This is a genomic window from Pseudomonas sp. Q11 (genome assembly GCF_024494355.1).
Taxonomy (GTDB): domain Bacteria; phylum Pseudomonadota; class Gammaproteobacteria; order Pseudomonadales; family Pseudomonadaceae; genus Aquipseudomonas; species Aquipseudomonas hefeiensis.
In genome coordinates this window covers 1-21,556 of record NZ_JAKNQY010000013.1, presented here as the reverse complement: position 1 = coordinate 21,556, position 21,556 = coordinate 1, and the positions used below count along the sequence as shown (strand labels likewise).

Below are 21,556 nucleotides of genomic sequence, written 5' to 3'. Positions count from 1 at the left end.
TTCCTTGGCTGGAGTTTGATGGCTCAACGCCGGAAAGCCACGTCACCCTCACTCGCCAGGAAAACATGATGGATATCGAATCGTCTGTCTTGAACCATCCGTTCGATTTATTCCCTGTTTACATCCCAGGGTGGATGACGCCGGTGCTTCCGGAAGGCCTTGCGCACGGCGGCATCCCACAAAGCATTTATGACGGTCGGCCCGAGGGATTGCAATGCGTGATCCATGCATGGACCGAGCTCAAGAGCGGCTCCTGGACAATGGCGGTCCTTGATCGAGTTGACTTGTATGTCAATGGCGAGCGCTCGGGGGCAGGCTTTACCGTCCAGCCGGGAGAAGAAAATAAGGAGTACTTTCTCCTGGACCTTCCCCAGGGAAAACTGAGAGAAGGGGTCAACAGGCTGCATTACACGATAACCCGTCTCAGTGAAAATCCCGGTACTTCCAATGATTTGAATGTGCTGTACCACTTGCGGGCCCCGGGTGAGCCGGCGCCCCAGGGCCTGGATCTGGTGATCCCGCCGGATGTGCTCCGTGATGGGGTCAGCGCCGAGCGGGCGGCGCAGGGTGTGGCGTTTGGTTTTACCTATTCTTATCCGCGAGATTACGACAGCATCAAATTTTTAGTGGGCAATGTGACCGTTCCTGTTGACGGATTTGATGCCTCCAGGCCGGTGACGCATACCCTGTTTACCGAAACATTCAGACAGGCAGGGGACAACCCCAATACAGCGCTCCAGTTCACGGTGACTGACCAGTTGGGCAACTCCAACCGATCGTCGATCAAGTACTTGGATATCCATCTGGACCGTGTGCTGATTGCTCCTACTCTTAACTATGTAAAAGATCCCGCCGGTGAGGAGATTCCCGACGAAGGCGAAACAACCAGCACCACCTTGGTGCTGTCGGGTGAGGCAAGTCATGGCAAGGAGATCGAGGTCTACGACGGCAGTGGAGCCAGTGCCGTCCCCAAGGGCACAGCAACTGCCGATGCGACGACCGGCCTATGGACCAAAGAAATTACCGTCGACGTCGGCGCTCGCCGCCTGTATGCAAAGTCGCTCTACCACCCTACGAACGTCTATTCGAACGTACGCACCCTGACCGTGATGCCGGAACCCCTGAGCATCGATACCAGCGACGCCATTCTCGACCAGTTAATGTATAGAGCCGATAAGTTTCCTGATCGTCCGCCAGTAGGGGCGTACGTAGAGCGGATACCGTCGGGAGGTGTGCGTCCCTATATCTATACTTCCAGCGACCCAGCGGTGGCAGAGCTTTTTTCATCATCGGAACCACGGGTTGTATCGAAGCACTCAGGGACCGCTACGATAACCGTTCGAGATCAAATGGGTGCAAGCGTGTCTTACCGAGTCATTACTTCCAAGGTTTGGCTGCTGTTTGACTTAGGTAAAGACAATGAGTGGCAGACGTATTGGAATTGCTGGGGGGCTGCGTGGAACGCCGGGGGGACGATCCCTGACCTGGTGACTTGGGGAGCGCTTCGAACCATCCATGACGGCGACCCAGGTTTGGGGGACTTGCGTGCATGGTCTGCGGACGAAGGTCCCGGTGAAAGGACTGTGTATACAATCAACCCCAAAACAGGAGACCGGGAGCTACTGTCCCAGGATGATGACTATGCAAGGGGATGGATGATCAAAGAGGTATGACCTTTCCTTGGCATTGATGCGACGAGACTGGCGATGCTGCTCATTTCAGGTCTGGGTCCTGTGGCGAGGGAGCTTGCTCCCGCTGGGTTGCGCAGCAGCCCTAAAGCAGTGAACTCAATCCTCCTGGCACACCGAGTTGGCTGGTTTTGGGGCCGCAGCCCAACGGGGATAAATCCCCTCGCCACAGAGCCAAGTTCACTGCGCGACAGCGCAGCGTCGAAGGCGCGGCGGGCACTTCCTTGCCACAAGCTAATGTTTGATTTTAGGGTTGCACCACGGCCCCCGGCACCAACGGCAGTTCCAGACTCGCGATGAACCCGCCCTCGGGATGGTTGGCCAGCACCAGTGCGCCACCGTGACGCTCGGCCGCGCGACGGGCGATGGCCAGGCCCAGGCCATGGCCGGCGGCGGTCTGGCCGGGGGCGCGGTAGAACGGTTCGCCCAACTGGCCCAGGTGTTCGGCCTCCACCCCCGGTCCGTGATCGCGCACGCTGACCATGATCCGCTCCCCTTGGCGCAGCGCGCGGACTTCGATCGGCTGATCGGTTGGATTGAAACGCTGGGCGTTGCGCAGCAGGTTATCCAACGCTCGCTCGATCATGGTCGGCCAGCCCTTGAGGGTCAGGTTCGGCTCTGTGTCCAATTGCACGCTTTGTTCTGGTGAAGCCAGCTGCGCATCTTTTTGCAGGGTGACCAGCAAGCTGTTGAGGTCCACCTCTTCAGCGCTGGCATTGTCGGCATCGACCCGGGCCAATACCAGTATTTCGCTGATCAGCGCCTCCAGGCGATCACATTCGCGGGTCAGGCGCGGCCAGAGTTTTTCCCGCTCCTGGGGGCTGGCCCGTTCCGCCAGCGCCAGGGCGATGCGCAGTCGTGCCAGGGGCGAGCGCAATTCGTGGGACACATCGCGCAGCAATTGGCGCTGGCTGGCGATCAGGCTTTGCAGGCGCGCGCCCATGCGGTTGAAATCGGTGGCCAGTACGCCAAATTCATCCCGGCGGTTGGCCAGTTTGGCGAGGCTGTTCTGCTGGTAAGTGGCCTGCCCCAGGTCATGCACGGCACCGCGCAGGCGGCTCAGCGGACGGGTGATGGAGAAGGTCACCAGCAGGCTGAACAAGGTCAGCACCACCAACGCGATCCCCAAGGCACTGAGAGGCCAGAGCAGGCTGCCGCGGTGCCAGGCGTCCAGTTCGGGGTGGGGAATGCGGTAGATGAACAGATAAGTATCGCCAGTCTTGGCGCTGGTGAATTCGTCGGTCAGACGCCGCCAGGGCAGGCGCCGGTCGTCGTTGTTCTGTCGCGCCTCGAAGGCCGCGGCGCGACGGGGGAAAGTGCCGCGGACCACCGGGACGCCGCTTTCGTTGAGCACCTGAACGTTGATGTGATACTGGTGTTTGCGCTGTTGCAGGATCTGCTCGGCGGCGTCTTCGCCCTGACTTTCGTAGGTTTGCGTCCACTCTTCGGCCAGGGTATTGAGGCCCGGATGGCGGCTGAGGATCCAGGCATCCTGGTTCAGCATGTGGCCCAGCAGAATCGAAAGCCCTGCAACCAGGGCGATGGCCAGCCAGAAGCTGGCCAGGATGCGCCAGAACAGTGAACGCACGATAAATCCTCGAAAACAAAGAAAGCCCAACGGCGATTTGCCGTTGGGCTGGGGAGCGTCAGCGCATTATTGCGCTTTTTGCGGCTGCTGCGCTTTCCAGGCCTTGAACTCGGCCCATTCGGCCCGACGCTCGGCGTGTTTCTTCTGGATCGCGTCAAACTCTTTTTGCTGCTCAGGCTTCAACAACCCGCGGATCTGGGCATCGACTTTCTCGTGCCGGGCCGCCATTTCATCTTTCATGGCTTTCTGATCGGCTGCAGACAGTTTGGCCAGGTACTTTTCTACCAGTTCGCGGCGCTCGTGGCGCTGTTCGCCCATGATCTTGCGGATCTGCTGGCGTTGTTCGCGGCTCAGGTCCAGTTGGCTGTACGGACCTTTGCCGTGCATCTGGCCGCCATGACGCGGGCCGTCCATCGGGCCCATTGGTCCCATCGGGCCGGCGCCTTCAGGCATGGCCATCGCGACGGTAGGCACGGCGGCAGCGAACATCAGAGCGATAAGGGTCTTGCGCATGGTGTATCTCCTTGTCTCGTTCCCGGTCAGTTCCGGATGTGTTCAGATTACGGAGATCAAGGTCAGCGGCGGTCAGGGGTGCGTAAAGCTTGGGTAAAGACGTTTTGGTGCAGACCTGACAAATCTGCAGGACAGAGCACAAAGCCCTGTGGGAGCAAGGCTTGCCCGCGATGAAGATAACGCGGTCTCTGGGGGAACCGAGGCGCCTGCATCGCGAGCAAGCTTTGCTCCCACAGTCCTGCGGTGCGGTGCTTAGAGGCTGTAGTAGTAACCACGGCTACGCAGCGCCACGATGCGCGGGCGGCCGTCGGCGTGGGGGCCGATTTTCTTGCGCAGGTTGCTCACATGCATATCGAGGCTACGGTCGTACAGGGTCAGCTTGCGTCCCAGGGCAATCTGCGCCAGATCCTGCTTGTCCAGAGGCTCGCCCGGCTGCTTGAGCAGCGCTTCGAGCAGGCGGCTTTCGGAAACGGTAAGGGTCTGCTCCTGCTCATCGATGCTGACCACGCCACGCACCGGGCTGAAGGTCAGGTCGCCTAGTTCGATCTGGCTGGACACGGCCATGGGGTGGCTGCGGCGCAACACGGCGCGCAGACGCGCGGTCAGTTCCCGCGGATCGCAAGGTTTGGCCAGGTAATCGTCGGCCCCCAGCTCCAGGCCCAGGATACGATCCAGCGGTTCGCCACGGGCCGAGAGCATCAGTACCGGCAGCTCCGGGTGATCGTTGCGCAGTTGCTTGAGCAGCTCCAGGCCGCTGCCGTCGGGCAGCATCACATCCAGCACCACCGCCGCCGGCGCGGTTTCGGCCAGGGCCTTGCGGGCGCTCTGGCCATCGTGGCAGGCCCGGACAAGAAAACCTTCCTGACCCAGCCAACTGCCGAGGAGCTCACACAGCTCCTGGTCATCATCAATCAGTAACAGCTCGCTCATGACTCACTCAATTTAGCCATTGCCGACGTTGTCTACGTCCACCGCTGGCAAAGATACCGCAGAGCAGGGCCAATAGCGCTACCCCGGCACCAATGACGAACCACTGCTGCTGATCGGTCAGCAGGCGTGGCAGGGGGCTGGCCTGGGCTTCCTTGAGTTGCAGCTTCAGGCGCTGGTTCTCCTGGCGCAACCGGCCTACCAGCACGCTTTCGCGTTCGCTGTTGGCGTTTTGCAGTTGCTGGGTCAGTTCCTCGCGCATGCGTTCGCTGTTTTTCAAGCGTTGCTGCAATTCGGTGACCTGACTGCCTGCACTCAAGGAAAAGGGCGTCGAATGACTGCCGTCGGTGCTTTCTTCCCCATGGGCGGGAGCCCCGAACGCCAACGAGACCCATAACAGGCACAGCGGACCTTTGCGCATTGCAGCTCCTGAATTCCAATCGAGATTAGACAGGTTGTCGGCAGGCAAACGAGAACAATGAGCGATTGAGCACAATGAGCCGCGAAGGCTCATCGCACCGCAGGATTTACGGCAGGACTTGCTTGAACGGCTTGACCACGACATTGGCGTAGACGCCAGCGGCGACGAACGGGTCGGCCTCGGCCCAGGCTTGCGCCGCGACCAGGGAATCGAACTCGGCCACGATCAGGCTGCCGGAGAAACCCGCCGCGCCGGGGTCATTGCTGTCTACCGCCGGGTGCGGGCCAGCGAGTACGACGCGGCCTTCGGCCTTGAGCTGTTGCAGGCGCTCAAGGTGTTCAGGGCGAGCGGCCAGGCGTTTTTCCAGGGAATTGGCGACGTCGGTGGCAATGATTGCGTAGAGCATGTCAGTCCTCGGTTTTTGGCGTGGTGGTGTCGGCATCGTGCAGGTGACGGGACAGGTAGATGCCCTGGCCAATCAGGAACAACAGCGTCATGCCCAGGCTGCCGAAGACCTTGAAGTCGACCCAGTAGCTCTGGAAGGTGAACGCGACGAACAGGTTGGCGGCGCCGCAGAACAGGAAGAAACCGATCCAGGCGATGTTGAGCCGCGTCCAGATGATGTCCGGCAGGTTCAAGGCGTGGCCCATGATGCGCTTGATCAGCGGACGATCGCCGACGAAGTGACTGCCGATGAAGGCCAGGGCGAACAGCCAGTTGACCACTGGGGCTTTCCACTTAAGGAAGGTTTCGCTGTGGAAGGCCAGGGTCAGGCTGCCGAAGACAAGGCAGGCGATCAGGGTCAGCCACTGGCTTTTCTCCAGCTTGCGTTGGGACACGAACAGTGCGCCATAGACCACCAGCGAGCTGATGATCAGCATCGCGGTGGCGCTGTAGATACCGCCTACAGTCAAGGAGTGGCCGGCTATGTCGACGGTCCGTGGGTCAAGCTTGTAGACGATGAAAAACAGCAGAAGCGGGATGAAGTCGATGAATTGTTTCACAGTGGCAGCCAGAAGCAGGATGTGGCGGCATAATAACAAACATCCTTGGCCGCGATAGGGCCAGCTGATTTGAGGTAACAAACTCTCGTGAATGTTGATTTGCACTGCCATAGCACGGCCTCCGATGGCGCCCTGGCGCCTGCGGTTCTGGTGGCGCGGGCGTTCGAGCACGGCGTGCGAGTCCTGGCCCTGACCGATCACGACACCCTCGAAGGCCTCGACGAGGCCCGTAGCGCGGCGACGGCGCTAGGCATGCAACTGGTCAATGGGGTCGAATTGTCCTGCACCTGGGGCGGCGCGACCATTCATGTGCTGGGTTACGGTTTTGATGTAAATGCGCCGTCACTGGTCCAGGCCATTGCGCAACTGCACGACGGCCGCTGGCTGCGTTCCGAGGAGATCAGCCGCAAGCTTGCCCTCAAGGGCATGCCCGGTGCGCTTGAGGGCGCCCGGCAAATCCAGCAGGAACTGGGCGACAGCGGCAATGCCCCGGCCCGCCCGCATTTCGCGGACTGGATGGTGCGCGAAGGTTTCGTCAAGGACCGCGCCGAAGCGTTTCGCAAATGGCTGGGGGCCGGCAAGCTCGGGGACGTCAAGCAACACTGGCCGACGCTGGAAGAGACCGTCCAAACCCTGCGAACCGCCGGGGCCTGGGTCAGCCTGGCGCATCCGTGGCACTATGATTTCACTCGGAGCAAGCGCCGTCGCCTGGTGGCCGACTATATTCAAGCTGGGGGCCACGCCATCGAAGTGGTCAACGGCCATCAGCCGGCCGAGCAGGTCGGCAGCCTGGCGATTCTGGCCCGTGAGTTCGGCCTGCTGGTGACCGCCGGCAGTGATTTTCATGGCCCTGGAGGCTGGTCCGAGATAGGCGAATATCGCCCGTTGCCGGAAGATCTGCCACCACTATGGTGTAGATTCAAACATGATCCCGTTACCGCCGTCGTCTGAACAGGTAGAACATGTGAGTCAATTTTTCCAGATTCATCCGGAAAACCCGCAAGCGCGCCTGATCAAACAGGCGGTGGAAATCATCCGTGGCGGTGGCGTGGTGGTCTATCCCACCGACTCCTCCTATGCCGTCGGTTGCCAGATCGGTGACAAGAACGCCGTAGAGCGGGTGAGACGCCTGCGTCAACTGGATGACAAGCACAACTTCGCGCTGATTTGCAGCGACCTGTCGCAGTTGGGCCTGTTCGCCAAGATCGACACCGGCACCTTCCGCTTGCTCAAGGCCCATCTCCCGGGGCCGTACACCTTTATTCTCAACGCCACCCGGGAAGTCCCGCGGCTGTTGCTGCACCCGAAAAAACGCACCATCGGCCTGCGGGTGCCCAGCCACCCCATTGCCCTGGCGCTGCTGGCGGAGCTGGGTGAACCGCTGATGAGCGTGACGTTGATCATGCCCGGCGAGACCGAGCCGATGAATGATCCTTACGAGATGCGCCAATTGCTCGAGCATCAGGTCGACCTGATCATCGACGGCGGGTTCGGCGGGATGAAGGCGTCCACGGTGATCAACCTGGCCGATGGCGAGCCGCAAGTGGTGCGTATCGGTTGCGGCGATCCAGCCCCGTTTCTGGTCGAGGCCTGAGTGTCCGCAGTGGAAACCGCCGTTGAGAGTGCCGACAGCCAGGCCGGCGCTCAGCAAGAGCTGCCGTTCGCCATGGTCTATGGCCAGGCGGTCATGGAAATGCCCCTGGATTTATACATTCCGCCGGATGCGTTGGAGGTATTTCTTGAAGCCTTCGAAGGCCCGCTGGACCTGCTGCTGTACCTGATCCGCAAACAGAACATCAACATCCTCGACATCCCCGTGGCGGAAATCACCCGCCAGTACATGGGCTACGTCGAGTTGATGCAGTCGGTGCGCCTGGAACTGGCGGCCGAATACCTGGTGATGGCGGCCATGCTGGCCGAGATCAAGTCGCGAATGCTGCTGCCGCGCTCGGCAGAGATCGAGGAGGAGGAAGACGATCCGCGCGCCGAACTGATCCGCCGTCTGCAGGAATACGAACGCTTCAAAGTGGCGGCCGAAGGCATCGACGGCTTGAGCCGGGTCGGGCGCGATGTGGTGGTGCCCAAGCTTGATGCGCCCGAGGCGCGCGCGCGCAAATTGCTCCCGGACGTCAGCCTCGAAGAGTTGCTGATGTCCATGGCCGAGGTGCTGCGCCGGGGCGACATGTTTGAAAGTCACCAGGTCAGCCGAGAAGCCCTGTCCACCCGTGAGCGCATGAGCGATGTGCTGGAGCGGCTCAAGGGCGGCGGTTTTGTGCCCTTCGTCGAGCTGTTCACCGCCGAGGAAGGGCGGCTGGGGGTGGTGGTGACGTTTATGGCGGTCCTGGAATTGGTCAAGGAATCCTTGGTCGAGCTGGTGCAGAATGAGCCGTTCGCAGCGATCCACGTGCGGGCACGAGCCGAATAACGAGCAAATCAATGAATCTGACTGAACCCCGCGAGCTGGCACCGTTGCTTGAAGCTTTCCTGTTGGCCTCGGGAAAACCGCAATCGATGGAGCGCTTGTTCGAACTCTTCGAAGAAGGCGAACGGCCCGAGCCGGCCGTGTTCAAGAAAGCCCTGGCGCTCTTGGGTAAGTCCTGCGAGGGGCGGGCGTTCGAGCTCAAGGAGGTGGCTTCCGGTTACCGCCTGCAAATCCGCGAGAAGTTTTCGCCCTGGGTCGGGCGTTTGTGGGAAGAGCGTCCTCAGCGCTATTCCCGCGCCATGCTCGAAACCATGGCATTGATCGCTTATCGCCAACCGATCACTCGGGGTGAAATCGAAGATGTGCGGGGCGTGGCGGTCAACAGCCACATCGTCAAGACGCTGCTTGAGCGCGAGTGGATCCGGGTCGTCGGTTATCGCGACGTGCCGGGTAAACCGGCGATGTTTGCCACCACCAAGGCCTTTCTCGATCACTTCAACCTCAAGAACCTCGACGACCTGCCGCCGCTGGCCGAACTGCGGGAGCTGGAACCCGAGCCGATGCTGGAGTTCGACGACGCCCCGGTGCCCCAAAGCTTGCAGGAACTGGCCGACGCCAGCGCCGAGCCGGAGGAACCCAAGGAAGAAACCAGTTTCCATTCGTTGTTGCTGGAACTGGACACCATGGAGGAGGGGCTCAAGACCGATTTCGACGATCTGCATCGCGAGGCCGCGGATCCTGACGGCGAGACGGATGAGCCCGCGCAACCTGGCAGCGAAGTTGAACTTCAGGCCGAACCTGAACCCGAGCCTGAAGAATACATACTTGGCGTAGCCGCGGCCCGGGAAAAACTGCTGGCCGCCGTCGCCGCCCTCGAACCACGCGAACCCGAGCCTGAATTGAGTGACGAAGAAGCCGAGGCCCGCGCCCTGGCCGAAGCGATTGAAAACGAACGACGCCAGTTCGAGGATTGATCCCGGCTGGTTTGCAAGCGCTGGCTGATTCACCGCCGCCCCCTGTGGGAGCCGAGCTTGCTCGCGATGGCGGTGGGTCAGCCTGCATTGATGCCGAATGTTCCTCCGCCATCGCGAGCAAGCTCGGCTCCCACAGGGGGTCTCCCACAGGGGGTCTCCCACAGAGGGGCCTCCACCAAACCGGGTGCCACCGGTCGGCGGAAAAAGCGTTGAGGGTTCGTCGATCAGCTAGTCTCTGATGCGCAAACGCCTCAACGAGCGTATGATTCGCGACCCTTTGGCGATCCCTTCGTCATAGAACCGTTTTCAAAGTGTCAGGCCACGCCTGACCCGACCACACCGGGAGGTGCCCAGAATGAAAGACCAAGACCAGAACGACAGCCAGGAAATCGGCCCAGCAGGCGAGAAACTGCAAAAAGTCCTCGCCCGTATCGGCGTCGGCTCGCGCCGTGACGTGGAAACCTGGATCACCCAGGGCCGGATCAAGGTCAACGGCAAAGATGCCACCTTGGGCCTGCGTGTCGACATGCACGACGCCATCACCATCGATGGCAAGGTGATCAAGCGCGAAGAGGCCGCCGAAACGGTGCGCCGCGTGATCATGTACAACAAGCCCGACGGCGAGATCTGCACCCGTGACGACCCGGAAGGCCGTCCGACCGTGTTCGACAAGATGCCGCGTCCCAAAGAAGGTCGCTGGATCAACATCGGCCGCCTGGACATCAACACCACCGGTTTGCTGATGTTCACCACCGACGGTGAGCTGGCCAACCGCCTGATGCACCCGTCCTACGAGATGGACCGCGAATACGCCGTGCGTGTACGTGGCGAAGTCGATGACGAAATGATCGAGCGCCTGAAAGCCGGCGTCGTGCTGGAAGACGGCCCGGCGCGTTTCACCGACATCAAGCAGGCACCGGGCGGCGAAGGCTTCAACCACTGGTATCACTGCGTGGTGATGGAAGGTCGTAACCGTGAAGTGCGACGCCTGTGGGAATCCCAGGGGCTGGTGGTCAGCCGCCTCAAGCGCGTGCGTTTCGGTCCGGTCTTCCTCAACTCCGACCTGCCGATGGGCCGCTGGCGCGAAATGAGCCAGTACGAAGTCGACATCCTGGCGGCCGAAGTCGGCCTCAAGCCGGTGGCGATGCCGCAGATGACCGCCAAGAGCAAGGACAAGCTGGAGCGCATGCAGCGTAAATCCTCGCGTCCGATGGGCAAGACCGAGCGCGTGCGTACGCTGCGTCCGGCCGCAGATGGCCCGGCCGCAGGTCCGCGTCCGTCCCGCGAGCCGCAGATCGAAGGCGAACGCCCGGCCCGCAAGCCTGCGCCACGCCAGGACGGCGAACGCGGCCCGCGCACGCCACGTCCGGCCAACGGTCGTACCGAGCGCGGCGAAGGTCGCGGTGCTCCGGCCGGTCGTGGTACGCCGGTAGCGGATCGCCCGGCCGACACCAAGCGTCCGGCCAAGCCCGCACCGAAAAAACGCCCGGGCATCGTCCTGGTCGATCGCGACACGCCATCGGGCAAACGCCGCGGTGCTCCGGCGGGGTCGGGGCAGCGTCCGGGGTTTGGGCGTCGTAAGCCGGAGTGAGGCAGTTGTGAGTTTCTAGCTGCAAGCTGCAAGAAAAAACGCCAACCGTTGGGTTGGCGTTTTTTTTTGTCTGTTTTTAGTGATGCAGTGCTGGTGAGTCCGTCATCGCGAGCAGGCTCGCTCCCACACTGGGACGGTGTCGACCACAAATTTTCCATTACCGAAGATCAACTGTGGGAGCGAGCCTGCTCGCGATGGGGCCAGCAGCCCCACTACCATCCCAAGGTCGCCCGCCTTTTCTTGCGGCTCAAAGCTTGCCGCTTGAAGCTGCCCCTAAAGCACAAACCGCCCATCAAACATCGGCTCGTTATCCAGCGCCAGCACACCCCTTTCGAAAATCAGATCCAGGTGATGACTGCCCTTGGCCCCGCCACCCAGCCCCAGATGCAGGCCGCAATGGCGCTCCTCGAAACCGGCATTGCGGGCATAGAGGCTCTTGACCCCTTCGTTGGTGCCGATGCCCAGTTCCTCGATGCGCCGGTTGGACGGGTTGGCGTCCAGGTACTTGTTGAAGTCGTGTTCCAGGCCCGGCACATCGCTGGCGACTTTCTGGATGGTGGAGTCTTCGATCCACAACTCCAGCGGCGATTGCAGCACACCGTATTTACGCGCGAACGGGATGGTGCTCAGGAAAGTGCCGACGAACTTCACCTGACCGTTAATGGTGTCGCTGTGGGTGGCGATTTCGCCGGGGGCCAGGTCATAGTTGCCCAGACCGTTGATGTCGGTCCACTTCCTGACACTGTTGAGGGCGGTATCGAAATACGAGCCGTGGTCATCCTGGAAGCTCAAGGTCGTCGCCTGGGACATGCGTCGGATCAGGTGGCTGTTGAGCCCGGCGATGCGCTGAGGAATCACGCTGAAGGTGTCGTAGAAATAATCGCCGTAGTCCTTGAACAGCAGCGATTTCTTCCAGTTGTCCGCCATCACGCCTTGCAGCGCGCGGACAAAGTCCGGGCCGTCGGGGCGTGGGTTGGGCAGGGTGGAAGAGTCATAGAAGAAAATGTACAGATCGCTGTCGGCAATGGCCTTGGACAGTCGCTCCGTGGATTCAAGGTCCAGGCGCATGGCGCTGAACCGGAAGGGGGAACCGCTGCCAGCCTGTTCGGCGATGGCGCCGGTCAGCGCTTCGTAGTCGGCCGTGTGGCCGAGCAATACCTTGGCAGGCTGAATGCCAGCCAGGGCAGGATGGTGTTCGAGGTAGTAAAGGAAATGTGAGATGGCTCGTTGTGTGTCCATGCTTATTCTTCCCTGACAGTGGTCTTGGCTTCCCTGAAAATCTGCAAAGTGGCGGAGCCGACCGGCCGGATCACCTCCGCCGGGTAGTGTTTACAGGGGCCACATCGCCGTGCCGAACGGAACGACGGCGTCGGCTTGCATCATTTCAACGGCGGCTTCATGGGTCGGTGCTTCAAACCATTCGTCCAGTTGCAGTTCGGTTTCCAAGTCTTTGTCCAGTGCTTGCATAGTGAATCTCCTAGATGACTTTTACGGAAAGTTGCGGGGTCGACTCCGCGATTGAAAACTGACCGGAATCGGCTCCGCACAACTTGCCAGCACGACGCCTTGGCAAGTCGCTGAAAACCTAGTCGAGGGTTTTTTGGAATGCAAAAAAATAAATTATTTTTTTCGTTTGAACTTTTTATTCCATTTTTTCCTGGGAAATTACTCATTCAAAAACAGCCGCCTGGGTGTTTTTTTAAATAGGTAGCTACCTACCGTCAATTTGCAGTCAGGCTACGGAAATTTCCTACTTGGAAAGCTTGCGTTACGCATCGTAAAGGAATGTTGACGATTGTTGCCTTGTGAGCGGCTCTCTATCGGCGTTTAGGATGACTGTAAGAAAAAGCTTCCGAGGGCATCGGTTTGACGAGTTTTTTGATACTTCGCAGCGCTTGTTTCAGGCCAACGGGAAGGGTCAGATGCGCGCCATACCCAAGTGCGGGGTGAGACGCTGATCCGGTGGTGTCTGGCAGCAGGAGGGCGGCAGTGTACAATGCGCCGCGTTTTACTGTGACCCTTCGCGTACCCACGCATTTTCAAGGTTATCCGCCTTGTTCACTCCGCCATGCCATAAGCGTGTCGGGTTCGATTTCGTCACAGATAAAAACAAACAGGTGACGCATGACCGTTGTAGAAAATACGCATTCAGGCGAGCTGAAACGTGGCCTGAAAAATCGACACATTCAACTGATCGCCCTCGGCGGCGCGATCGGTACAGGCCTGTTCCTCGGCTCGGCGGGGGTGTTGAAGTCAGCCGGCCCGTCGATGATCCTCGGTTACGCCATTTGCGGCTTCATTGCCTTCATGATCATGCGCCAGTTGGGCGAGATGATTGTCGAAGAGCCGGTGGCCGGCTCCTTCAGTCACTTTGCCCACAAGTATTGGGGCGGTTTCGCCGGCTTCCTGTCGGGCTGGAACTGCTGGATTCTTTATATTCTGGTGGGCATGTCCGAGCTGACCGCGGTCGGCAAGTACATCCACTACTGGGCGCCGGACATCCCGACCTGGGCTTCGGCGGCAGCGTTTTTCGTGCTGATCAACGTCATCAACCTGGCCAACGTCAAAGTCTTTGGCGAGGCCGAGTTCTGGTTCGCGATCATCAAGGTCGTGGCGATTGTCGGCATGATTGCCCTGGGCAGCTATCTGCTGGTCAGCGGCAATGGTGGTCCGCAAGCTTCGGTGACCAACCTGTGGGCTCACGGCGGATTTTTCCCCAACGGCGTGAGCGGTCTGGTGATGGCGATGGCGATCATCATGTTCTCTTTCGGTGGTCTGGAAATGCTCGGCTTCACCGCCGCCGAGGCCGACAAACCGAAAACCGTGATCCCCAAGGCCATCAATCAGGTGATCTACCGGATCCTGATTTTCTACATCGGCGCCCTCGTGGTGCTGTTGTCCCTGACCCCCTGGGACAGCCTGCTGAACACACTTAATGCCTCTGGCGATGCCTACAGCGGTAGCCCGTTCGTGCAGGTGTTCTCGATGCTGGGCAGTAATACTGCGGCGCACATCCTCAACTTCGTAGTGCTGACTGCGGCGCTGTCGGTGTACAACAGCGGCACCTACTGCAACAGCCGCATGCTGTTGGGCATGGCCGAACAGGGCGATGCGCCCAAGGCCCTGGCCAAGATCGACAAGCGCGGCGTGCCGGTGCGTTCGATCCTGGCTTCGGCGGCGGTCACGCTGGTGGCGGTGCTGCTTAACTACTTCATCCCGCAGCACGCGCTGGAGTTACTGATGTCGCTGGTGGTCGCGACGCTGGTGATCAACTGGGCGATGATCAGCTATTCGCATTTCAAGTTCCGCCAACACATGAACCAGACCCGCCAGACACCGCTGTTCAAGGCGCTGTGGTATCCGTACGGCAACTACGTCTGCCTGGCGTTCGTGGTGTTCATTCTTGGGGTGATGTTGCTGATTCCCGGCATCCAGATGTCGGTCTACGCGATTCCGGTGTGGCTGGTGTTCATGTGGGTGTGCTACCTGATCAAGAACAAGCGCAGTGCCCGGCAGGCCATGGCTGTGGCGGCGGCTGCCAAGTAAGTAATCCTTGAATACAACAAACCCGGCCAAGTGCCGGGTTTGTTGTTCAAGGAAGGAACAAAACCATGGGAACAAAACCATGGGAATAGAACCTATGGGAATAGAACCTGTGGGAGCAAGGCTTGCCCGCGATGCAGTCACCGCGATCTATCGGTAAACCGCATTACCGTTCATCGCGGGCAAGCCTTGCTCCCACAGACCTCCCCCCAGGTCAGACTCCCACAGACCTCTCCACAGGTCAGACTCCCACAGGCCTCTCCACAGGTCAGGCTCTCACAGGCCTCATTCCGGCGGTTTCGAGTATCCTGTGGGTCCTGATACCGGACTTCTTTTCCCATGCTGGCGATTTCCAACACTGTGCACATCCCGGACGCCGAGATCGAGTTGACGGCCATCCGCGCCCAAGGCGCCGGGGGGCAGAACGTCAATAAGGTCTCCAGCGCCGTGCACTTGCGCTTCGACATCGGGACCTCGTCCTTGCCCGATTTCTACAAGGAGCGGTTGCTGGCGCTGCGCGACAGTCGCATCACCAGCGACGGTGTGTTGATCATCAAGGCCCAGCAATACCGCACCCAGGAACAGAACCGGGCCGATGCCCTGGAGCGTCTGACCGAGCTGATCCTCAACGCCACCAAGGTCGAGAAGAAGCGCCGCCCGACCAAACCGACCCTGGGCTCGAAGAAACGTCGTCTGGAATCCAAGACCAAGCGCGGTTCGATCAAAGCCGGGCGCGGCAAGGTGGACTTCTAGTTTTCCTCCCGTTCCTGGCGATACTTAGGCGCCTGGCGGTACAAGTAGAGACTCAGCAGTAACCCGCCCAAGGCCGCCAGCGCGGCGAACAAAAAGATCGAAGCAAAACCAAAACCTGCGGCAATCGCACCGGCCAGCGGCCCGGTAATCCCCAGGGACAAGTCAATGAACAACGAATAGGCGCCCACCGCTGCGCCACGGCTGGAGGCCGGGACCAGGTTGACTGCTTCCACCCCCAGCGCCGGGAACACCAGGGAAAAACCGAAACCGCTCAATGCCGCGCCGGCCAAGGCCCAGTGTGCATCCGGTGCCAGCCATAGCAACAACAGGCCCAGGGTTTCCACCGACAGGCAGGCAATCGCCACCCGGAAGCCGCCCAGGCGGTTGATCAAATTACCGAACAGCAAGCGCGCGCCGATGAAGCTGGCGCCGAACAGGCTCAGGCACAGCACTGCGTTGTCCCACTGCTGCGTGGCGTAATACAGGGTGATGAACGTGGCGATGGTGCCAAAACCGATGGAGCCCAGGGCCAGGCCGCAGCCATGGGGCAGGACTCGTCCGAGAACGTGCATGAATGGCAACCGTTCGCCCGTGACAATAGGCGCCGCCGTTTTCGGCCAGGCCAGCGCCAGCCCCAGCAGCGCCAGCAAGATAATGCTGACGCCCATGCTCCACAGTCCCAGGGATTTCACCAGCCACACCCCCAACGGCGCGCCAATCGCCAGCGCACCGTAGCTGGCGATGCCGTTCCAGGAAATCACCTTGGCGGTATTCGCTGCGCCGACCCGGCCGATGCCCCAGCCAATCGATCCCGAGCCTACCAGGCTTTCCGCACTGCCCAGCACCAGGCGGCCAATCAGCAGGCTGATGAGGCTCAGAGTCGGTAGGTTTGACGTCCAGGCGGACGCCAGCATGAACACACCGCTCAGCCCGCAACCCGCGAGACCGAACATGACCGCACGCTTGCTCCCCAGGTTGTCGATGATCCGTCCGGCATAAGGACGGCTGAGGAGGGTGGCCAGGTACTGGACGCTGATCACCAGCCCGGCGATCACCGCGCCAAAACCCAGTTCGCCGTGGACGAACCCCGGCAGCACCGCGAGGGGAATGCCGATATTCAGGTAGCCAATGAAAGTGAACAGAACGATGGAAACGACTTGCAGCGTGACCGCCAAGGGGCGCTGGGTATCTGGCATGGGTAGAGGGTCCACGGAGCAGCAGGATAGATAGGCTGCTTATGATAGCGGTGCCCACGACCGTGAAGCGTGGAAAAGTAGAACTATTTGCCCGATGGCGTTGGGTTGTCGTCTTGTCCGGCCACCAGATGCGTGGTGACCAATGCGGCGAGGGCGTTTTCTTCAGTGCCGAAACGTGCCAGCAGCGCGGCTTGTTTCTCGGGGGAAAGGCGCGTCCAGATATCCACCATCTTTTCGGCAGTGCCGATCAGAACGCTGGCTTGGGCTTCGCTGAATGCGGGGTCATCGGTCATGGTGTGGGCTCAGGATTCAGGCAGTGTGGAAAGCGCATCTTAGCGCTTTCCACACGGTCTGGTCGTGCGGGTGAATCAGTCTTCGCTGTCGGCCTGGCGGCGTTCAGTGGCTTCTTCGGGCTCGGGTTGCTGGGCGTCTGGTTGCCCCCCGGCTTGTAGCGTGGTCGTCTGCTCAGTTTCGTGCAGGCTAGGGAAGGGGAGATTAGGAATCTCGTGCATATCGCGCTCCTCGCAAAGTCTGTTGGTAGATCTGGTAGATCCGCGCTTTTACAAAGCTTGGGCAGGATACAGCAGAAAAAATGACAAAAAGACTTTTAAGTTCCGTTGTGGCGACAAAAGGGCTTGTCTGGACAGGACATGTCCAATCACCAAACGACCGCTACCGATCGTCGCGAAGGCTCAAGAATGCGCCCGGCGGGTCGATGGCGTGTACATATCCCGCATTCGGTTACGACACTGCACACCACGAACATGGAGGTCGGGAAGTGTCGTCCGGGAGCTTGGCTCTTCTTCTTTTCAAGAGATTTCCCTCCATGTTTCTACAAAAATCCCTGAGAGCGCAGATTCTCGCCTTGCTCAGTGGCAGCCTGCTGGCAATGTTGCTGATTGCCCTGGCGTCTTTCCATTTCCTTTCCAACGGCGTCCAGAATTATCGCAACCTGATCGATGGCCCGTTGCGTGCGTCGCAGTTGATCGACGAGGCCAACCTGCAATTCAAGGTGCAGGTCCAGGAGTGGAAAAACGTTCTGCTGCGCGGCAAGCAGCCGGCGGACCTGGCTAAATACTGGAAGCAGTTCGAGGATCGCCAGCACGATGTCCAGGGCATTCTTGGCCAGTTGATCGGGCTCGAAGGGGTTGCGATGCCCATCAAGACCCGGATTGAGGGGCTGCGAGACGAACATCTCCAACTGGGTGTGGCCTACCAGAAGGGCCGTGATGCGTTTGTGACGGCGGGCGGCGATGCGGCGGCGGGTGATGCGGCGGTCAAAGGCGTGGACCGTGCCGCCAGTGAACAGATGAGCGCGTTGGTGGTGGAACTGCGCAAACTTGCCAGCGAGCAATCGGCGCAGATCAGCGCCGGTGCCGATCGTACGATTATGCTGGGCACCGTGATCATGTTGGTTTCCGGCCTGCTGATCGGGCTGTTCAGCCTGTGGCTGGTCAATCGCAATCTGGTGCAGCCGATCCGCAACCTGATCGAGTACGTGACTCAACTGAGTCGCGGGCGTTTCGCCGAGCGGGTGGTCAGCAACCGGCAGGACGAATTGGGTGACCTGGCGCTGGCCGCCAATACCCTGCGCGACTTTCTCGCCGAAACCTTCACGCGTCTGCAACGCAGTGCGACGGAACTGGACAGTGCCAGCGGTGAGCTCAATGCCATCGCCAGCCTGATGAGCCAAGGCACCAGCGAGCAATTCGAACGCACCGACCAGGTGGCGACGGCGATGAACGAAATGTCCGCCACCGCCCAGGAAGTCGCCCGCCATGCCGCCGACGCGGCACGGGCCGCCGATGACGCCGATCATTCGGCGCAGCAGGGCGAGAAGGTCATGCAAGGGACCATTCACACCATCACCCGCATGCGCGGTGAAATCGCCAACACCGCCACGGTCATCCGTCAGTTGGAAACCGATAGTGGGCGCATTGGCAAGGTTTTGGAAGTGATCCGCGGTATCGCCGAGCAGACCAATCTGCTGGCCCTCAACGCTGCTATCGAAGCGGCCCGGGCCGGTGAGGCCGGACGCGGTTTCGCGGTGGTTGCCGATGAGGTGCGCAGTCTGGCCCAGCGCACCGCCTCGTCCATCATCGAGATCAACCAGATTATCCAGACCGTGCAAACCGGTGCGGTGGACGCGGCCCAGGCCATCGAGAGCGGACAGTCGCGCAGTGAAGAAAGCGTGGAGCAGGTGACTCAGGCCGGTGCAATGCTCGAACGCATTACCCAGGCTGTGGAAGCGATTCGCGACATGAACCGCCAGATCGCCACTGCCGCAGAAGAGCAGACCTCGGTGGCTGAAGACATCTCGCGTAACCTGACCGAAATCACCTGCATCGCCAGCACTAACCTGGACAATGTGCAGCGCACCGAAGCCGCGAGTCGGAACCTGCACGGATTGTCGGGGCAGTTGAATGAAGTGACGGCGCGGTTGAGTGCCTGACGGTCGTTAGCGGTAGTTGTCGATAGATGCAAAAAAGCCGCGCAACCCTAAGGTTGCGCGGCTCATGTGAGTGACCCATTAACGGTCTTGTTTGTCGCTCAGGACTTTGCCGGTAGTGGCGTCAAAGTCTACATCCCACTCTGTGCCATCGGCCATTCTCAGTTCAACTTCATATTCATAACCGTTGAAGTGGTTATCCAGGTCGGTGTCGGTGATGGTGGAGCCCGGGTGCAACTTCAGGGCCGCTTCATTCATCGATTCCAGCGACTTGATCTTGCCCTCCTTGACCAGTTGAGGGATCTGGTCCACTCGAACATCAGCCTGGGCCAGGCCAGCGGTGAGGGTCAGGGCGGCGGCGGTGAACAGGGCAGTCAAAGTTTTCATGGGGTCTTTCCTTGCTGTGATTAAGGGTGTGTCGTTTAAGTGCGTTCAGATTAACTGTGGCAACTTAATTCACCCTTAATTCAGTAACCGTTGTTCTTCAGTATCTGCGCCACGCTGCCTGTTTCGGGACGCTTCAAGTACTTGAGCAGTTCACCAGCGCGGTTGGTAAAAATGCCATCCACTCCGGCCTCCAGCACTTTTTTGAAGTCCACCGCTTCATCCACCGTGTAGACGTGCACCAACAGACCTTGGTCATGGGTGTATTGGTTCATCCACGGCTGCACCAGGTCCGAATAACTCTGGCTGCCACCGTGAGTCAGCGCGGCGGACGGCCCGGTGCCGATCGCGCCTTGTGCCTTGGCGAATTGGACCCATTGTTCAAACTCGGCCTTATCCTTGGGCTGCTGTTGGGCGTAATAGGCCGCCTTGTCCGTTTCGCCGGACTCGGCAAACGTCACCTTCGACTTGGCCTCGATGTAGCCATCTCCCACCCATAACAGCAGCACCTTCGGTACGTTCGGCATTTCTTTTTGCAGCAATTCGAGGCTGCTCTTTTCAAAGGTTTGCAAGACTACTTTGCCTTTGCCCTGACCTACACCGGTGGCGCGTTTGGCGAGCTTGGAACCCGCCGGGCTCAACCAGCCGCGGTCCTGCAATTTATCCTTCAGATCGCGCTCGATGCCAGGGAACAGCTTCGGTTCCTTGGTTTCGATGTACAGCCCCGGTTTGTGCAGCGGGTTGCCTTCGGCGATGTTGATGACTTCATCAAGGGTCAGAATTTTCAGGCCCACGAACGACGGGCGAGCACGGTCCGGGTAGGCGGCGTTGAACCAGCTGCCGGCATCGAGGGTTTTGAGTTCCGCCATGGTAAATTCGTTGGCAGTGCTGTCCTTGCGCTCGGGAAACTTGGTCGCGACATCTGTGGTGCGCAGCAGGCTGTCGTCGTGCAGCACGAACAGTACGCCGTCCTTGCTGCGTTGCAGGTCCAGTTCCAGGTAATCGGCGCCCAGGTCGCGGGCCAGTTTGTAGGCGGCGGCGGTGGTTTCCGGTGCGTCAAACGAGGCGCCGCGGTGGGCAATGACCGCAGGGTGAGGAATGCCTTGAAGGGCCGCGAGGGACTTGGGGGGCGCGGCTTCGCCGGCCTGTGTCTGGCCGAAGCCAAGCAACAGGCTCAGCATCAGGGCGCTACGAGTGAAGGTGACGGGCATGCTCGAGATCCTTTCGTGGGTTTCGCAAAGACCTCTCTTTTAACAACTGAACGTTTCTGGCGCTATCGCTATACCGACATAAAAATGCGCAAAGCAGATTTTTCCCACGCTTTTCCAGGTCGCTTTGCAGTACGCTTGGCCGCACCAGTTTCCCCGGCAGAGGGAAACCCGAAGACAGCGTCCACTTGCCTTGCGTGTAAACCATCGATCAGACGTCCTGCGGGACGCATCCATGAGGTTTACCATGCGCACCACTTCGACATTCATCTGCCAGGCCGCCGACCAGCTCAAGGGTTTTGTCGGTCTGAACCGCAAAACCGGCCAGTACATCGTGCGCTTCAGCGAAGATGCCTTTGGCATGGACGTGGCCGACGACGGCATCATCCCCACCTGCGAATTTGTCTGGGTTCCAGCGGCGGACGGCACCATGGCCCTGAGTCGCGAGCGCATCCAGTTGCTGCTGGACCAGAACATCGACGACCGGATCAACCTCACCGAACCGTTGCGGGTGTACATGGCCCGCAGCGACCTGCCGGAGATTGTTGCGGTGCGGCAGTTGGTGGAAGGCTGAAGCCACGCCGATTATGAATTGGGTGAGAAACCCCTGTGGGAGCAAGGCTTGGCCGCGATGGCGGCGGTACATTCAGGATGGATGCAGGCTGACTTACCGCTATCGCGAGCAGGCTCGCTCCCACAAGGGGTTTGCGGTGAACATCGAATCGGTAAACCCTGAAAAATCGGTGTGGGAGCAAGGCTTGCCCGCGATGGCGGTGGCATATTCAGCATGGATGCAAGCTGACCCAGCGCTTTCGCGAGCAAGCCCGCTCCCACAAGGGGTTTGCGGTGGATACCGAATCGGTTAACCCTGAAAAACCGGTGTGGGAGCAAGGCT

General features: G+C 60.1%; 23 protein-coding genes. 10 read left to right on the top strand and 13 right to left on the bottom strand.

The genetic code is table 11. The features are described 5' to 3' along the window. Positions 1 to 68 precede the first annotated feature (68 nt). On the top strand, positions 69 to 1,673 hold the full coding sequence (locus MA884_RS15095) for a hypothetical protein (RefSeq protein ID WP_256231275.1): 1,605 nt from the start codon (positions 69 to 71) through the stop codon (positions 1,671 to 1,673). Positions 1,674 to 1,935: 262 nt separating this feature from the next. Here the strand turns inward: MA884_RS15095 and MA884_RS15090 are convergent, their stop codons facing one another. The 6 genes from MA884_RS15090 to MA884_RS15065 form a co-directional block, all read right to left on the bottom strand. Continuing rightward, positions 1,936 to 3,276 carry a HAMP domain-containing sensor histidine kinase gene (locus MA884_RS15090; protein WP_256231274.1) on the bottom strand — a complete coding sequence of 447 codons (1,341 nt, stop codon included), beginning with the start codon at positions 3,274 to 3,276 and terminating at the stop codon, positions 1,936 to 1,938. Between the two features lie 66 nt (positions 3,277 to 3,342). Beyond that, positions 3,343 to 3,789, bottom strand: coding sequence for a Spy/CpxP family protein refolding chaperone (locus tag MA884_RS15085; protein ID WP_256231273.1), 447 nt, complete (start codon positions 3,787 to 3,789; stop codon positions 3,343 to 3,345). Between the two features lie 252 nt (positions 3,790 to 4,041). Beyond that, positions 4,042 to 4,719: a response regulator transcription factor gene (locus MA884_RS15080; protein WP_256231272.1), complete on the bottom strand. Its 678-nt coding sequence runs from the start codon at positions 4,717 to 4,719 to the stop codon at positions 4,042 to 4,044. Positions 4,720 to 4,726: 7 nt separating this feature from the next. After that, entirely contained in the window at positions 4,727 to 5,137 is a 411-nt protein-coding gene (locus MA884_RS15075) for a translation initiation factor 2 (RefSeq protein WP_256231271.1), read from the bottom strand. A 106-nt stretch (positions 5,138 to 5,243) separates the two neighbouring features. Continuing rightward, on the bottom strand, positions 5,244 to 5,543 hold the full coding sequence (locus MA884_RS15070) for a YciI family protein (RefSeq protein WP_256231270.1): 300 nt from the start codon (positions 5,541 to 5,543) through the stop codon (positions 5,244 to 5,246). A gap of 1 nt (position 5,544) precedes the next feature. Continuing rightward, positions 5,545 to 6,141: a septation protein A gene (locus MA884_RS15065; RefSeq protein ID WP_256231269.1), complete on the bottom strand. Its 597-nt coding sequence runs from the start codon at positions 6,139 to 6,141 to the stop codon at positions 5,545 to 5,547. A gap of 87 nt (positions 6,142 to 6,228) precedes the next feature. Between MA884_RS15065 and MA884_RS15060 the strand changes: the two genes are divergently transcribed. The 5 genes from MA884_RS15060 (at position 6,229) to rluB (ending at position 11,128) form a co-directional block, all read left to right on the top strand. Continuing rightward, positions 6,229 to 7,092: a PHP domain-containing protein gene (locus tag MA884_RS15060; protein ID WP_256231268.1), complete on the top strand. Its 864-nt coding sequence runs from the start codon at positions 6,229 to 6,231 to the stop codon at positions 7,090 to 7,092. 13 nt (positions 7,093 to 7,105) lie between these two features. Continuing rightward, positions 7,106 to 7,735 carry an L-threonylcarbamoyladenylate synthase gene (locus MA884_RS15055; protein WP_256231267.1) on the top strand — a complete coding sequence of 210 codons (630 nt, stop codon included), beginning with the start codon at positions 7,106 to 7,108 and terminating at the stop codon, positions 7,733 to 7,735. A 132-nt stretch (positions 7,736 to 7,867) separates the two neighbouring features. Continuing rightward, on the top strand, positions 7,868 to 8,566 hold the full coding sequence (locus MA884_RS15050; RefSeq protein ID WP_160893268.1) for a ScpA family protein: 699 nt from the start codon (positions 7,868 to 7,870) through the stop codon (positions 8,564 to 8,566). A gap of 11 nt (positions 8,567 to 8,577) precedes the next feature. Beyond that, complete coding sequence (gene scpB / locus MA884_RS15045) at positions 8,578 to 9,537, top strand: SMC-Scp complex subunit ScpB (protein WP_256231266.1); 960 nt, start codon at positions 8,578 to 8,580, stop codon at positions 9,535 to 9,537. Between the two features lie 355 nt (positions 9,538 to 9,892). Then, on the top strand, positions 9,893 to 11,128 hold the full coding sequence (gene rluB, locus MA884_RS15040) for a 23S rRNA pseudouridine(2605) synthase RluB (protein WP_256231265.1): 1,236 nt from the start codon (positions 9,893 to 9,895) through the stop codon (positions 11,126 to 11,128). 273 nt (positions 11,129 to 11,401) lie between these two features. Here rluB and MA884_RS15035 read toward each other — a convergent pair whose 3' ends face one another. Together MA884_RS15035 and MA884_RS15030 are read right to left on the bottom strand one after the other, a co-directional pair. Continuing rightward, positions 11,402 to 12,367: a leucyl aminopeptidase gene (locus tag MA884_RS15035; protein WP_256231264.1), complete on the bottom strand. Its 966-nt coding sequence runs from the start codon at positions 12,365 to 12,367 to the stop codon at positions 11,402 to 11,404. Positions 12,368 to 12,457: 90 nt separating this feature from the next. Then, complete coding sequence (locus MA884_RS15030; RefSeq protein ID WP_003178782.1) at positions 12,458 to 12,595, bottom strand: hypothetical protein; 138 nt, start codon at positions 12,593 to 12,595, stop codon at positions 12,458 to 12,460. 657 nt (positions 12,596 to 13,252) lie between these two features. On the opposite strand from MA884_RS15030, the gene MA884_RS15025 reads away from it, so the two are divergent. Both MA884_RS15025 and arfB read left to right on the top strand, forming a co-directional pair. Beyond that, on the top strand, positions 13,253 to 14,674 hold the full coding sequence (locus MA884_RS15025; RefSeq protein WP_256231263.1) for an amino acid permease: 1,422 nt from the start codon (positions 13,253 to 13,255) through the stop codon (positions 14,672 to 14,674). Positions 14,675 to 15,010: 336 nt separating this feature from the next. After that, entirely contained in the window at positions 15,011 to 15,424 is a 414-nt protein-coding gene (gene arfB / locus MA884_RS15020) for an alternative ribosome rescue aminoacyl-tRNA hydrolase ArfB (protein WP_256231262.1), read from the top strand. Here the strand turns inward: arfB and MA884_RS15015 are convergent. The 3 genes from MA884_RS15015 to MA884_RS15005 all read right to left on the bottom strand — a co-directional run bounded on the left by MA884_RS15015 (position 15,421) and on the right by MA884_RS15005 (position 17,132). Continuing rightward, positions 15,421 to 16,620, bottom strand: coding sequence for an MFS transporter (locus tag MA884_RS15015; RefSeq protein ID WP_256231261.1), 1,200 nt, complete (start codon positions 16,618 to 16,620; stop codon positions 15,421 to 15,423). The genes arfB and MA884_RS15015 overlap by 4 nt on opposite strands. A gap of 83 nt (positions 16,621 to 16,703) precedes the next feature. After that, complete coding sequence (locus tag MA884_RS15010; protein ID WP_256231260.1) at positions 16,704 to 16,913, bottom strand: hypothetical protein; 210 nt, start codon at positions 16,911 to 16,913, stop codon at positions 16,704 to 16,706. Between the two features lie 75 nt (positions 16,914 to 16,988). After that, a complete protein-coding gene (locus tag MA884_RS15005; protein ID WP_256231259.1) occupies positions 16,989 to 17,132 on the bottom strand; it encodes a hypothetical protein in 144 nt (47 codons plus the stop codon). A gap of 314 nt (positions 17,133 to 17,446) precedes the next feature. Between MA884_RS15005 and MA884_RS15000 the strand changes: the two genes are divergently transcribed. Then, positions 17,447 to 19,072, top strand: a complete 1,626-nt coding sequence (locus MA884_RS15000) for a methyl-accepting chemotaxis protein (protein WP_256231258.1) — start codon at positions 17,447 to 17,449, stop codon at positions 19,070 to 19,072. Between the two features lie 78 nt (positions 19,073 to 19,150). Here the strand turns inward: MA884_RS15000 and MA884_RS14995 are convergent, their stop codons facing one another. After that, positions 19,151 to 19,456, bottom strand: a complete 306-nt coding sequence (locus MA884_RS14995) for a PepSY domain-containing protein (protein ID WP_256231257.1) — start codon at positions 19,454 to 19,456, stop codon at positions 19,151 to 19,153. An 80-nt stretch (positions 19,457 to 19,536) separates the two neighbouring features. After that, positions 19,537 to 20,664: a glycerophosphodiester phosphodiesterase gene (locus tag MA884_RS14990; protein ID WP_256231256.1), complete on the bottom strand. Its 1,128-nt coding sequence runs from the start codon at positions 20,662 to 20,664 to the stop codon at positions 19,537 to 19,539. Positions 20,665 to 20,908: 244 nt separating this feature from the next. Between MA884_RS14990 and MA884_RS14985 the strand changes: the two genes are divergently transcribed. Beyond that, positions 20,909 to 21,235 (top strand): DUF2025 family protein, encoded by a 327-nt coding sequence (locus tag MA884_RS14985; RefSeq protein ID WP_256231255.1) that lies wholly within the window; start codon positions 20,909 to 20,911, stop codon positions 21,233 to 21,235. Positions 21,236 to 21,556: the final 321 nt, after the last annotated feature.

Excerpts from the sequence above, each read along its gene's own strand:
- MA884_RS15095 (WP_256231275.1), top strand. The coding sequence starts at position 69 with ATGGATATCGAATCGTCTGTCTTGAACCATCCGTTCGATTTATTCCCT.
- MA884_RS15085 (WP_256231273.1), bottom strand. The coding sequence starts at position 3,789 with ATGCGCAAGACCCTTATCGCTCTGATGTTCGCTGCCGCCGTGCCTACC.
- MA884_RS15080 (WP_256231272.1), bottom strand. The coding sequence starts at position 4,719 with ATGAGCGAGCTGTTACTGATTGATGATGACCAGGAGCTGTGTGAGCTC.
- MA884_RS15075 (WP_256231271.1), bottom strand. The coding sequence starts at position 5,137 with ATGCGCAAAGGTCCGCTGTGCCTGTTATGGGTCTCGTTGGCGTTCGGG.
- MA884_RS15070 (WP_256231270.1), bottom strand. The coding sequence starts at position 5,543 with ATGCTCTACGCAATCATTGCCACCGACGTCGCCAATTCCCTGGAAAAA.
- scpB (WP_256231266.1), top strand. The coding sequence starts at position 8,578 with ATGAATCTGACTGAACCCCGCGAGCTGGCACCGTTGCTTGAAGCTTTC.
- rluB (WP_256231265.1), top strand. The coding sequence starts at position 9,893 with ATGAAAGACCAAGACCAGAACGACAGCCAGGAAATCGGCCCAGCAGGC.
- MA884_RS15035 (WP_256231264.1), bottom strand. The coding sequence starts at position 12,367 with ATGGACACACAACGAGCCATCTCACATTTCCTTTACTACCTCGAACAC.
- MA884_RS15030 (WP_003178782.1), bottom strand. The coding sequence starts at position 12,595 with ATGCAAGCACTGGACAAAGACTTGGAAACCGAACTGCAACTGGACGAA.
- MA884_RS15025 (WP_256231263.1), top strand. The coding sequence starts at position 13,253 with ATGACCGTTGTAGAAAATACGCATTCAGGCGAGCTGAAACGTGGCCTG.
- arfB (WP_256231262.1), top strand. The coding sequence starts at position 15,011 with ATGCTGGCGATTTCCAACACTGTGCACATCCCGGACGCCGAGATCGAG.
- MA884_RS15015 (WP_256231261.1), bottom strand. The coding sequence starts at position 16,620 with ATGCCAGATACCCAGCGCCCCTTGGCGGTCACGCTGCAAGTCGTTTCC.
- MA884_RS15010 (WP_256231260.1), bottom strand. The coding sequence starts at position 16,913 with ATGACCGATGACCCCGCATTCAGCGAAGCCCAAGCCAGCGTTCTGATC.
- MA884_RS15005 (WP_256231259.1), bottom strand. The coding sequence starts at position 17,132 with ATGCACGAGATTCCTAATCTCCCCTTCCCTAGCCTGCACGAAACTGAG.
- MA884_RS15000 (WP_256231258.1), top strand. The coding sequence starts at position 17,447 with ATGTTTCTACAAAAATCCCTGAGAGCGCAGATTCTCGCCTTGCTCAGT.
- MA884_RS14995 (WP_256231257.1), bottom strand. The coding sequence starts at position 19,456 with ATGAAAACTTTGACTGCCCTGTTCACCGCCGCCGCCCTGACCCTCACC.
- MA884_RS14990 (WP_256231256.1), bottom strand. The coding sequence starts at position 20,664 with ATGCCCGTCACCTTCACTCGTAGCGCCCTGATGCTGAGCCTGTTGCTT.
- MA884_RS14985 (WP_256231255.1), top strand. The coding sequence starts at position 20,909 with ATGCGCACCACTTCGACATTCATCTGCCAGGCCGCCGACCAGCTCAAG.